Annotated in this window: 12 protein-coding genes; 1 reads left to right on the top strand and 11 read right to left on the bottom strand. The window is 66.8% G+C overall.

The genetic code is table 11. The features are described 5' to 3' along the window. The first annotated feature begins 564 nt into the window (after positions 1-564). The gene (locus tag AADZ78_RS05530) at positions 565-873 is read left to right on the top strand and encodes a WhiB family transcriptional regulator (RefSeq protein WP_204081136.1); all 309 of its coding nucleotides are present in this window, start codon (positions 565-567) and stop codon (positions 871-873) included. A 109-nt stretch (positions 874-982) separates the two neighbouring features. On the opposite strand, the gene AADZ78_RS05525 is transcribed toward AADZ78_RS05530, so the two are convergent. From AADZ78_RS05525 to AADZ78_RS05475, 11 genes are all read right to left on the bottom strand, one after another. Beyond that, on the bottom strand, positions 983-2,266 hold the full coding sequence (locus tag AADZ78_RS05525) for an IS110 family transposase (protein ID WP_085253334.1): 1,284 nt from the start codon (positions 2,264-2,266) through the stop codon (positions 983-985). A 322-nt stretch (positions 2,267-2,588) separates the two neighbouring features. Next, positions 2,589-4,202, bottom strand: a complete 1,614-nt coding sequence (gene groL / locus AADZ78_RS05520) for a chaperonin GroEL (protein WP_085250280.1) — start codon at positions 4,200-4,202, stop codon at positions 2,589-2,591. Positions 4,203-4,296: 94 nt separating this feature from the next. Next, a complete protein-coding gene (gene groES, locus AADZ78_RS05515; protein WP_085250279.1) occupies positions 4,297-4,599 on the bottom strand; it encodes a co-chaperone GroES in 303 nt (100 codons plus the stop codon). Positions 4,600-4,922: 323 nt separating this feature from the next. After that, complete coding sequence (gene tsaD, locus AADZ78_RS05510) at positions 4,923-5,963, bottom strand: tRNA (adenosine(37)-N6)-threonylcarbamoyltransferase complex transferase subunit TsaD (protein ID WP_085250278.1); 1,041 nt, start codon at positions 5,961-5,963, stop codon at positions 4,923-4,925. Next, the gene (gene rimI, locus AADZ78_RS05505; RefSeq protein ID WP_085250277.1) at positions 5,964-6,431 is read right to left on the bottom strand and encodes a ribosomal protein S18-alanine N-acetyltransferase; all 468 of its coding nucleotides are present in this window, start codon (positions 6,429-6,431) and stop codon (positions 5,964-5,966) included. Continuing rightward, positions 6,428-7,042: a tRNA (adenosine(37)-N6)-threonylcarbamoyltransferase complex dimerization subunit type 1 TsaB gene (gene tsaB / locus AADZ78_RS05500; protein ID WP_085250276.1), complete on the bottom strand. Its 615-nt coding sequence runs from the start codon at positions 7,040-7,042 to the stop codon at positions 6,428-6,430. The genes rimI and tsaB overlap by 4 nt, the downstream gene beginning before the upstream one ends. Next, positions 7,039-7,497, bottom strand: coding sequence for a tRNA (adenosine(37)-N6)-threonylcarbamoyltransferase complex ATPase subunit type 1 TsaE (gene tsaE, locus AADZ78_RS05495; RefSeq protein ID WP_085250275.1), 459 nt, complete (start codon positions 7,495-7,497; stop codon positions 7,039-7,041). Before tsaE ends, tsaB begins: the two co-directional genes overlap by 4 nt. Then, the gene (locus AADZ78_RS05490; protein WP_204081670.1) at positions 7,490-8,542 is read right to left on the bottom strand and encodes an alpha/beta fold hydrolase; all 1,053 of its coding nucleotides are present in this window, start codon (positions 8,540-8,542) and stop codon (positions 7,490-7,492) included. Before AADZ78_RS05490 ends, tsaE begins: the two co-directional genes overlap by 8 nt. 53 nt (positions 8,543-8,595) lie before the next feature. Continuing rightward, positions 8,596-9,756, bottom strand: a complete 1,161-nt coding sequence (gene alr, locus AADZ78_RS05485) for an alanine racemase (protein WP_085250282.1) — start codon at positions 9,754-9,756, stop codon at positions 8,596-8,598. 73 nt (positions 9,757-9,829) lie between these two features. Continuing rightward, on the bottom strand, positions 9,830-10,645 hold the full coding sequence (locus tag AADZ78_RS05480; protein ID WP_169726284.1) for a hypothetical protein: 816 nt from the start codon (positions 10,643-10,645) through the stop codon (positions 9,830-9,832). A 113-nt stretch (positions 10,646-10,758) separates the two neighbouring features. Beyond that, positions 10,759-12,144, bottom strand: coding sequence for a glutamate decarboxylase (locus AADZ78_RS05475; RefSeq protein ID WP_085250273.1), 1,386 nt, complete (start codon positions 12,142-12,144; stop codon positions 10,759-10,761). Positions 12,145-12,150: the final 6 nt, after the last annotated feature.

Here is a 12,150-nt window from a genome sequence, read left to right as displayed (position 1 = left end):
CCACCACCGACCGACCATCCAAGGGGTCAATTTTCAGATGCCGTCACGGGTCAGAATTCGGACGCCGTCGACGCCAACCCACCAGGGGCCATTACATCAGCGGCGTCCTAGCGCCCGGTAGTCCCCCTGCCGGGAACTTCAAACCGCCAGATACCGCGGGATCGGCCGAAGTGTGACGAGTTTCAATCACCGTGATAGCTGCACCCGAGGTAGTAAAAACTTTGTGGTTTCTGGGTTACCGGAACATTACTCACAGCCATCTATGCGCTAATTACAGGTTCTTCACAGTACCGATGTGAGCTGGGAAAACCCGATTTGGAACCCCTGCCTCTAGCACGTCTTGCGTTCGTCAAATGCGCGACAGATGAACGCAAAGTTAATTCTCCAACAACGGTCCTGTATTTTGCTCGATCTGACGCCTATTGACGGAAATTCGGCGTCGCCCCTAGCGTCTACCGTTGACGGGTAGTCATCGGTGACGCCACTTGAATTTCAGTAGCACAACTCGCGCGTTCGCGAGCTTGACCTCCACTTTGGGTGTGCCGCGTAGAGAGGGAATCAGCAATGCCACAGCCGGAGCAGCTACCTGGCCCCAACGCCGATATCTGGAACTGGCAATTGCAGGGCCTGTGCCGCGGCGTCGACTCATCGATGTTCTTCCATCCCGACGGTGAACGTGGCCGTGCCCGTATGCAACGCGAACAGCGCGCTAAGGAAATGTGCCGCCGCTGTCCGGTGATCGAAGAGTGCCGTTCTCACGCGCTGGAGGTCGCCGAGCCATACGGCGTGTGGGGCGGCCTTTCGGAATCCGAGCGGGATCTACTCCTGAAGGGCAGCATCGGCCGCACCCGGGGTATTCCTCGCTCGGCTTAGGTTGCGCGAGCAGACGCTAAAGCCCCCGAAAACAGTTGTTTTCGGGGGCTTTAGCGTCTCTCTCGAAAATGAAGGTGACCCGAAGCGGGTGAGTGGCTGCCCCCGGGCGTTATGCGGCTTCGGTGAGTGGTTCGAGAGTCACTTTGTATCCCAGGCGTTCTAGTTGCTTGATGGCTTTGGTCTTGGTTCGCGCGGGCTGGTGTCGGGTGTAGTAGTCAGCACCGGGGTCACGGTAGAAAGCACCGTTTACCAGCATGTTCCATGCATCGGTGAGCATCTTGTGTTCGAGGCTGACCAGGGCGATCAGGGCGGGCAAGGAGTTGCGTCGTGGTTTCTTCCTGCGCGTTTGAACGGGCCGCCTGCCGGCGATGCGTCGATAGCGGACGCTGTAGTAGGTGTCTTTACTACGCGCGGCCGATAGGGCAGCTATGCCCAGGGCGGCCTTGAGGTGATGGTTGCCGGGGCGGGTGGCGGCTGATTTGACCCGGCCCGCTGATTCGTTGCAGCCGGGCACCACCCCGGCCCACGACGCCAGGTGTGCGGCGGTGGGGAACACGCTCATATCGGCGCCGGTTTCGGCGATGAACACATCGGCGACGATTCGCGACCAGCCCGGGATGCTCATCAGCAGTTCCCGGACGGCCTGAAAGGGTTTGATCGCCTCCTCAATGCGCGCATCGAGGCGAGCGATGTCGGCAGCATGGGCATCGATGCGATCCAGGTAGAGCCGCGCCATAAACGCGTGATGGTCGTTAAACCGTCCGCGCAACGCCTCGGTGAGCGCGGGAATCTTCTGGCGCATCTGCCCTTTGGCCAGATCGGCGATCACCGCCGGGTCGCGCTGCCCGGCGATGAGTGCTTCAAGCATCGCCCGCCCCGACACCCCGACGATGTCGGAGATCACCGCCGAGAGTTTGATCCCGGTGTCTTCGAGCAGCTTTTCCAGCCGCTGGATCTCTTTAGTGCGCGCTCGAGTGATGGTGGTGCGCGCCCTAGTCAGATCCCGCAACACCCGAATCGGCTCCGGTGGCACAAACGAGGCCCGCAGCAGCCCATGTGCGCCCAGATCGGCCAGCCACGCCGCATCGGAGACATCGGTCTTACGACCGGGCACATTGCGCGCCGCTTTAGCGTTGACCAGCATCACGTTCAGCTGGCCTTCGAGCAGGTAATAAAACGGTTTCCAGTAATCCGACGTGGATTCGATCACCACACAACTGACCCGTTCGGCGATCAGGTGCTCCCGCAACGCCAGGATCTCGCCGGTGGTCGACCCCCACGTGCTCACCGTCGTCGACGTGCCCCGCCGACCCTGACCCTGCACCCGGACACATACCTTGGCGTCCTTCTTGGAGACATCAATGCCCGAACACCGCGGATGAACCACCTCCATGACCATCACCTTCCATCCAGAACTATTGTCGTGGAGCGTGTTTCGGGGAGAGCCAAACAAAGACAGGAGTCTCTCTCGCGTGCTCACAGGCAACAATCCACGGCCCCCGCACAACCACAGGGGTGCTCTCCGCCACCAAGCTGCTCGCCGTACTCACCGGCAACACAGACGCAACGGGGTCCACCGAAACACCCCACAAGCGTCGACCCAACCCGCTCCGAGAAGCAACCCGCCACCACGGCTACCAAGCCGAACGCCCCGGACTAATTTTCATCCCCCACGCCGGGGTGCAGCCCCCTTGGCAGCTGCTCGCGTCACCCAGCTAGTGAGCGTGACCGTGGTGGTGGTCGTCTTCTTCCTTGGCAGGCTTGTCGACCACGGCCGTCTCGGTGGTGAGCACCATCCGCGCCACCGACGAGGCGTTGAGCACCGCTGACCTGGTCACCTTGACCGGGTCGACGATGCCGTCGGCCGCCAGATCGCCGTAGCTCAAGGTGCTCGCGTTCAGCCCGTGCCCGGCGGGTAGCTCGCCGACCTTGTTGACCACGACCGAGCCGTCCAGCCCGGCGTTGACGGCGATCCAGTACAACGGCGCGGCCAGGGCGTCAACGAAGACGTCGACCCCGAGCGCCTCGTCACCCGTCAGCGACCCACGCAGGTCGTTCAGCACCTTGCGGGCCTGAATCAGCGCGGATCCGCCGCCGGCGACGATGCCCTCCTCGACCGCAGCCTTGGCGGCAGCCACGGCATCCTCGACGCTTTCCTTACGCTCCTTGAGCGCGGTCTCGGTGGCCGCACCCACCTTGATGACGGCTACCCCGCCGGCCAGCTTGGCCAGCCGCTCACCGAGCTTCTCGCGATCCCATTCCGAGTCGCTGGCCTCGATCTCCGCCCGCAGGTGCTTGATGCGGTTGGCGACGGCATCGGCGGCGCCGCCGCCGTCGACGATGATGGTGTCGTCCTTGGTGACCACTACGCGCCGGGCCGAACCCATAACCTCGAGGCCGACCTCGCGCAGTACCAGGCCGGCGTCGGGATTGACCACCTCGCCGCCGGTGACCACCGCCAGGTCCTGCAGGAATGCCTTGCGCCGGTCGCCGAAGTACGGTGACTTGACCGCGACCGCCTTCAGCGTCTTGCGGATGGAGTTGACGACCAGGGTCGCCAGCGCCTCGCCCTCGACGTCTTCGGCGATGATCAGCAGCGGCTTGCCCGCTTCGGCGACCTTCTCGAGCAACGGCAGCAGGTCCGGCAACGAGCTGATCTTGTCTTGGTGCAACAGGATCAGCGGATCTTCGAGGACGGCTTCCTGGGAGTCGAAGTCGGTCACGAAATACGCCGACAGGAACCCCTTGTCGAAGCCGACGCCCTCGGTGAACTCCAGCTCCGTGCCCAGCGTCGAGGACTCTTCCACGCTGACCACGCCATCGTGTCCGACCTTGCTCATCGCCTCGCCGACCAGCTCACCGATCTGCTCGTCGCGCGAAGAGACCGTGGCCACCTGCGCGATGGCCTGCTTGCCGGACACCGGTGTGGCCGAAGCCAGCAGCGCCTCGGACACCGCGTCGGCGGCCTTACCGATTCCCGAGCCGAGGGCGATGGGGTTGACGCCGGCAGCCAACAGCCGCAGGCCGCCCTTGACCAGCGCTTGCGCCAGTACGGTCGCGGTGGTGGTGCCGTCGCCGGCGACGTCGTTGGTCTTGGTGGCCACCGACTTCACCAGCTGGGCACCCAGGTTCTCGAACGGGTCTTCCAGGTCAATCTCCCGGGCGACGGTGACGCCGTCGTTGGTCACCGTGGGCCCGCCGAACGACTTGGCCAGCACCACGTGCCGACCGCGCGGCCCCAGCGTCACGCGTACCGTGTCGGCGAGCTTGTCCATGCCCGCCTCCATGGCGCGACGCGCGATTTCGTCGTACTCAATAAGCTTGCTCATAGCTTTTTCAAGGCTCCTTTACCTGGCTGCTAACGCGTGCCGCCCCGGAAATCACCCGCGCTGCAACGCGGGGATCGCCGGGGCGGAACACGGGTTACTTGGAAACGACAGCCAGCACGTCGCGTGCCGACAAGATCAGGTATTCCTCACCGCCGTACTTGATCTCGGTGCCGCCGTACTTGCTGTAGATGACGGTGTCTCCCTCTGACACGTCCAGCGGGATCCGCTTCTCGCCGTCCTCGTCCCACCGGCCGGGGCCGACTGCGACGACGGTGCCCTCCTGGGGCTTCTCCTTGGCGGTGTCAGGAATGACCAGACCGGACGCGGTCGTGGTCTCGGCCTCGTTGGCCTGCACGAGAATCTTGTCCTCGAGTGGCTTGATGTTCACCTTCGCCACGATTGGAGCCCTCCACTAGTTGGTTCGGGTCCGGGGCCTTCGCCCCGGACCAGAGTTGGCGGTCGGTCCGGGGCTTACCCCGAACCGTCCGAATTACCAGGTGATTCGGCATTCTTCCGGGCCCTCGCGCCGTCGTCGCGGGTGCCGACACAGGGGTCGTCCGATTGCCACCTAGCACTCTATACATGAGAGTGCTAGCACTCAAGGGCACCCCGCTGCTTCCCGGTAACGTGTCCGCACTCCTTGCGCGAACGTGCACGATCGCACGCATTCCTGCGGCGTGTCGTGTACAGACGCGCACGCTCGCCGGCCGGTCGGTGGGCCTAAGTAACCTGCCCCCGTACCACCGGCAGGCCCGGGTCGCTGGGCACATCCAACGGGGACGGCGGGGCTGCCGCGGCCACCAGATGTGCGGCGAAGGCCGAGATCATCGCGCCGTTGTCGGTGCAGAGCCGGAGCCGGGGAACCCGCAGCGTCAGGCCGGCCGCGGCGCACCGTTGCGTCGCCAGTTCGCGCACCCGCGAGTTGGCGGCCACTCCCCCCGCGATCAGCAGCGTCGAAACCCCTAAAGCACTGGCGGCGCGCACCGCCTTCATGGTCAGCACGTCGGCGACGGCCTCCTGGAACCCGGCCGCGACGTCGGCGGGCCGGAAGTCGGGATGGCTTTCCACGTACCGCGCGACGGCGGTCTTCAGGCCCGAGAAGCTGAAGGCGTATGGGTCATCGGCCGGACCGGTCATGCCGCGCGGGAACACTGGGATCTCTGCGGCCTCCCGGCCGCAGGTGTGGGCGAGCTCGTCGAGCACCTTGCCGCCCGGGTAGCCCAGGCCCAGCAGCCGTGCCACCTTGTCGTAGGCCTCGCCGGCGGCGTCGTCGACCGTGCTGCCCAGCTCGACGATCGGCTCGCCGAGCGAACGCACGTGCAGCAGATGGGTGTGCCCGCCGGACACCAGTAGCGCCACACACTCGGGCAGCGGTCCGTGTTGGTACACGTCGGCGGCCAGATGCCCGCCCAGGTGATTGACGGCGTAGAACGGCACCCCCCAGGCCGCCGAATACGCCTTGGCCGCAGCCACTCCCACCAGCAGGGCGCCGGCAAGCCCAGGGCCGATAGTGGCCGCGACGATGTCGGGCTTGGTCAGGCCGGCCGTCGCTAACGCGCGACGCATCGCGGGGCCCAGGGCCTCCAGGTGCGCCCGGGAGGCTATCTCGGGCACCACGCCGCCGAAGCGCACATGCTCGTCGACGCTGGACGCCACCTCGTCGGCCAGCAGCGTCACCGTCCCGTCGGCGTCCAGGCGCGCGATGCCGACTCCTGTTTCGTCGCAAGAGGTTTCGATGGCCAGGATGTTGGTCCCCGACATTTAGCGGGCCTCCCGTCGCATGGTGTAGGCGTCGGCGCCGCTGATCCGGTAATAGCGCTTGCGCAGGCCGATCTGCTCGAATCCCACACTGCGGTACAGCGCGATCGCGGCTTCGTTGTCGGTGCGGACCTCCAGAAAGACGGCACCGCCGTCGGCGAACTCGAGCAGTTCGGTGAGCAGCCGGCGCCCGATGCCCTGCCCCTGGTATTCCGGGTCCACGCCGATGGTGTGCACCTCGTACTCGAACGGCGGCGTGCGGCCCAATCGCGAGATGCCGGCATAGCCGACGAGCAGGCCGGCGCTGCGCGCGCCCACGTAGTGGTTGCGGGCAGTGGCCAGCTCGCGTTTGAACGCCACCGCGGGCCACGGGTCGTCACCGTCGAACAGCTGGGCCTCCAGCTGGGCGCATCGGTCGGCGTCCTGGCGCGTCAGCGCGCCGATGGTGACCGGCTCGACGTGGGCGGTCATGACCGTGCGGCCAATGGCTTGGCGTCCGGCCGACGCAGATACAGCGCCACCAGCGGCGCCGGGTCCTCGGACCAGTCGGAAACCGCGGCTACCAGGCCGACCGGTGTCGGGTAGACCGGCCCGATGCGCGGCAGGTCGAACAGCGCCGCATGCTCCGGCGACCCGGCGACCGCTCGCGCCGGCCCGGGGTCGACGTCGGCAGGGGCATCGACCGAGGGCCCAAAGGTGCGGACCCCGTCGCGGTAGCGCGCCCAGTACACCTCACGCCGGCGGGCGTCGGTGACCACCAGGACGTCGCCGCTGCACAGCCCGCCGATGGCGTCCAGGCTGCACACGCCGTACACCGGGATGTTCAACGCATGCCCGTACGCAGCCGCGGTAGCCATGCCGACCCGCAGACCGGTGAACGGGCCGGGGCCGCAGCCCACCACGACCGCGTCGAGGTCGGCCATCGTCAGCCCGGCGTCGGCGAGGGCGGCCAGCACGTTCGGCGTCAGCCGTTCGGCGTGTGCCCGCGCGTCGATGGTGACGCGCTGCGCAAATACGGCGAGATCATGACCAACGATGCCGGCCGTCACCGACGGAGTCGAGGTGTCGAGGGCCAGGATCATGAGCCCCACTCCCAGGTGGCAATCCTGGTGTCGGAGTGGCTGATTCGCTCCAGCCGGATGTCGAGATGCCGTTCGGATAGGCGTTCGGCGAGTCCCTCGCCCCACTCCACCACGACGACGGCGTCTTGCAGATCGGTGTCGAGGTCCAGTGAATCCAGCTCGCCCAGCAGATCGGCTCGTTGATGGTCCAGGAGTCGGTAGACGTCGACGTGAATCATCGCCGGGGTCCCCGGCCGGCGCGGCGGATGCACCCGCGCCAGCACGTACGTCGGCGATGTGACCGGGCCGTCGACATCCATCGCCGCGGCAATTCCCTTGGCCAGCACGGTTTTTCCGGCGCCCAGCGGACCGGACAGGACCACCACGTCGCCCGCGCGCAACTGCTCACCCAGCCGCGAACCCAGCGCAACGGTGTCCTCGACACGCTCCAGAGTGGCGGTACGTTGCTCACCCACGGCGCCGGAACCTTTCCCGCAACCGCCAGTACCGCAGCGTCATCTGGCCCGGAAGCGCGCGCTCGACGAGACGGATCAGCCCATCGTTGATGGCCTCGGGCTTGTCCAGCAGCGCCAGGTGACTGGCGCCGGTGACGATCACCAATTCGGACTGTGGCAGCGACGCGGCCATCTTCCGCGAGTATTCGTCGGGGGTGAGCAGGTCGTGGTCGCCGCAGGCGATCAGGGTCGGGATCCGCAGCAGTGTCCATAGCCCGGCGGTTTCGTCGTGGTCTTCCAGGGCGCCGAGGAACCCCAGCAGGGTCGCGATCGGCGTGCCGTTCATCATCCGCTGCGAGAACGCGTCCAAGCTCCGGCTGACCTGCAGGTCGCTGTAAGACGCGGCCCGCAGGATCGGGCCGATCAGTGACCGGGATACGTTTCGGCCGCGGTGCACCAGCTTGGGCGCGGACCTGGCAGCAAACCGGACGGCGTCTAGTGCCGGGTTTTTCAGGAACTCACCCAGCGGTGAGCGCGTCACTCCTTCGGCGGCTGAGGAAATCAGCGCGGCGCCAATGATTCTGCGGCCGTACTGCTTGGGGAACTGCCGGGCGTGCGACAGCACCGTCATGCCGCCCATCGAGTGGCCGACCAACACGATCGGCCCCCGCGGCGCGGTCGCTCGCAAAACGGTCTCCAGGTCCTGACCCAGTTGGGTCAGCGTGTAGGACTCGTGCGCGCCTTCACTGGACTGGCCGTGCCCGCGCTGGTCGTAGAAGACCATCCGCACGCTCGGGCCCCAGTGCTGGCCGAGGCGTATCCGCTGAAAGTGGAAGGCGCCCATGCGTAGACAGAATCCGTGAGCGAAGACGACGGTCAGCGGGGCGTCGACCCGCCCGGCCTCGCGCACCGCCAACAAGACGCCGTCCGGCGTGGTCACCACCCGGCTGCGGTCGCTGTCCAGGCGCTCGAAATCCTCGTCGGCCCAAGGGTCTTCGAGCATGACGGCGCGTTCGGCCATGGACCGCCGGGCCGAGGCTCCGACCATCGTGGCGACCGCGGTCAGTCCCGCGCCGCCCGCCAGCCAGGCCCTCTGCCGCTTGCGGATACCGTTGTAGTTCAACGGTTTTCAGCCTCACGATAGGTTCTGGTGACGCGTCCTCGCGGGCTGGTGACCACTTCGTAGTGGATGGTGCCGACCAGATCGGCCCAGTCCTGCGCGGTGGGCTCACCGCGGGTACCAGGTCCGAACAGGATCGCCTCGTCACCTTCGGCCACGTCGACGGGCCCGGGCCCCAGATCGACGACGAACTGGTCCATGCAGATGCGGCCGACGCCGGGCCGCCGTCGGCCGTTGATCAGCACGTCCAGGCGACCCCCGAGGGCGCGGAACACGCCGTCGGCGTAGCCGATCGGCATGAGCGCCAGGTTGGTGTCACGCGGCGCGGTCCACGTGTGGCCATACGACACGCTTTCCCCCGCGCGAATCGACTTCACTAGCGCCACAGCGCATTTGACGGTCATTGCCGGCACCAGACCCATGTCACCCAGCCTGGGGACCGGGCTCAGCCCGTACACCGCGATGCCGGGGCGCACCAGGTCAAGGGTGAGGTCGGGGCGAGCCATGGTTGCCGACGAGTTCGACAGGTGCGCCACCTCGAACCGCACCCCTTGGTCGCGGGCCTGGGCCAGCAACGCGGCGAAGCGCTGGGCCTGGACGTCGTTGATGGGCTGGTCAGGTGCATCGGCGTAGACCATATGCGACATCAGGCCCCGCAGCCGGATCGTTTCCTCGGCGACGGCCCGGCGCAACGCGGTCAGCATCGCCGGATACTGTGCCGGGCTCACTCCGTTGCGGTTGAGCCCGGTGTCGACCTTGACGGTCACGGTGGCCGTGCGGCCGGTGCGCCGCACGGCATCCAGCAGCTCGTCGAGCTGGCGCACCGAGGACACGGCAAGCTCCACATCGCCCAGCAGCGCGGGGCCGAAGTCCATACCAGGCGGATGCAGCCAGGCCAGCACCGGCGCGGTGATGCCGTCGGCGCGCAACGCGAGCGCCTCGTCGACTGTGGCGACACCGAGTTCGGCCGCACCCGCGGCCAGGGCTGCGCGGGCGACCCGGACCGCACCATGGCCATAACCGTCGGCCTTGACCACGGCCATGACCTGTGCGTTGCCGGCGTGCTCCCGCAGCACCCGCACGTTGTGCTCGATGGCGCCCAGGTCAACCACGGCCTCGGCAAGCAGCCCTGGCGTCAGCGATGTCGGCGTAACGGTCACGGCCGCCATTGTCCCAGAACCGCTCAGAGACGAACGTGCCTCGGTCTCAGGCACCCGCCCGACAGGAGACTCACTACAGTGGCCCGGCCGTGCCGTCCGACCCGGAGGCACCGGTGGAAGCGCCGGGCCCGCCGGCCCCGCCAGCCCCGCCGGCCCCGCCCTCGGCATTGGCCGGATAGATATGTGCCTTGGCGTTGCCACCGTTGCCGCCGCTGCCGCCGTTGACACCGGTTTCCACGCTGTTGCCGCCGGTGCCGCCCGCGCCGCCCTTGGCGAATCCGCCTTGGTGGCTGTGGGCGTCGCCTCCTTGGCCACCGCTCCCGCCGTGGCCGCCTCCGCCGCCAGCCCCGGCGTTGCCTCCGGTGGCATTTCCATGGCCAATGTTGAACGCCGCCCCACCGACCCCGCCGTTGCCGGCAAAGGTGGTGGCGTTGCCGCCGGCACCACCGTCGCCGCCGAAGGCATTGACCGTGGCAGCCGCCCGATTGACCACCGCGTTACCGCCGTGACCGCCGTTCCCGTGACCGAAATTGTTGTGGCCGGCGCCGCCCGCCCCGCCCTTACCGCCGACAATGTCATGCGTATAGGAAGCGTTGTCGATTTGCACGACCCCGCCATTGCCGCCGTTGCCGCCACCGGCGCCGATGCCGTCGCCGCCTGCTCCGCCGTCGCCGGCGGTGACGATTCCGGTCCCGGTGGTGAACGCAGAACCGCCGTCCCCGCCGGACCCGCCGGAGTCACCGGAGGCGCCGGCCCCACCATTGCCTGCAGTGGCGGCAGCCGTAGAGGCGCCGTTGAAGATAACCGCGCTGCCGCCGCCCCCGCCGGACCCGCCTGCCAGCGACATCTCCGGTGACGGCGGCCAACATGTCCAGATCTGCCAGTACATACGACATCGCTGCCTCCCGACTCGGCCAGCGTGGGCGTCAGGGTGTGAATGGTGACAAGTATCACCATTAGGGCGCGCGGTGTTGCGGCTTTGCGTGAACTCGGGCTGCGGCGTTAGTGAGCGAAGTGCTGGGCTTCGTAATGCCCACCCGGCTTGACCTTGTCCAGCGCGGCCAGCGCGGTGACGGCGTCGTCGTGCAATGCCCGGGCCAGGTCGGCGGACAGGCCTTCGCGCACGACGATGCGTAGCACCGAGACGTGGGTGGCGTTGTCGGGCATGGTGTACGCCGGCACTTGCCAACCGAAGGTCCGCAGTTCGTGGGACACGTCGAACTCGGTGTAGCCGCGGTCTTTGGCGAGCCGGAAGCTGACCACCGGGATCGCCGAACCGTCCGAAATCAGATCGCAATGCTCACCGGTGCGCAGCTGTTCACCCAACCAGCGCGCTGTTTGCGAAAGTGCCTGCATCACTTTGGTGTAACCGTCGCGGCCCAGGCGCAGGAAGTTGTAGTACTGGCCCACGACCTGATTGCCCGGCCGCGAAAAGTTCAACGTGAAGGTCGGCATATCGCCGCCCAGGTAGTTGACCCGGAAGACCAGCTCCTCAGGCAAATGCTCGGCGCTGCGCCATACGACGAACCCGACGCCCGGGTAGGTCAGCCCGTACTTGTGGCCGCTGACGTTGATCGACACCACCCGAGGCAGCCGGAAATCCCAGACCAGCTCGGGGTGCAAGAACGGCACCACGAACCCCCCGCTGGCGGCATCGACATGCACGGGAACGTCCACACCCCCACCGGCCGCCAGCTTGTCCAGCGCCGCGCAAATCTCGGCGATGGGTTCGAGTTCGCCGGTGTACGTGGTGCCAAGGATCGCCACCACGCCGATGGTGTTCTCGTCGACGGCATCCACCACCTGCTCGGGAGTAATGACGTAGCGGCCCTCTTCCATTGGTAGGTAACGGGGTTCGACGTCGAAGTAGCGGCAGAACTTCTCCCACACAACCTGCACATTGGAGCCCATCACCAGGTTAGGGGTGCGCTTCTCCCAGTCCTTACCAACCCTCTGGCGCCACAACCATTTGAGCGCCAGCCCACCCAGCATGACCGCCTCGCTGGAGCCGATGGTGGACACGCCGACGGCGCTGGCGGGATCGTCGTCGCGCAGATTTTCGGCGTGGAACAGGTCGGCCACCATGCACACGCAGCGTTGCTCGATGGCCGCGGTCGCTGGGTATTCGTCCTTGTCGATCATGTTCTTGTCGAAGGTCTCGGCCATCAACCGCCCGGCCTCGGGATCCATCCAGGTGGTGACGAACGTGGCCAGGTTCAGCCGTGAACTGCCGTCGAGCATCAACTCGTCGTGGATGAAGCGATAGGCGGCCTCCGGATCCATCGATTCCTCGGGCAGCCGCAGCGCCGGCACCGGCGCGGTGAACATCCGACCGGTGTAGGCAGGAGCGATCGAATGCGCGGGCACAGACGGATGGTGTTGTGGCACAACGGA

This window comes from Mycobacterium riyadhense (assembly GCF_963853645.1).
GTDB classification, from domain to species: domain Bacteria; phylum Actinomycetota; class Actinomycetes; order Mycobacteriales; family Mycobacteriaceae; genus Mycobacterium; species Mycobacterium riyadhense.
Note: the sequence above shows the minus strand (reverse complement) of the source record. Positions and strands in the feature narration are given on the sequence as shown.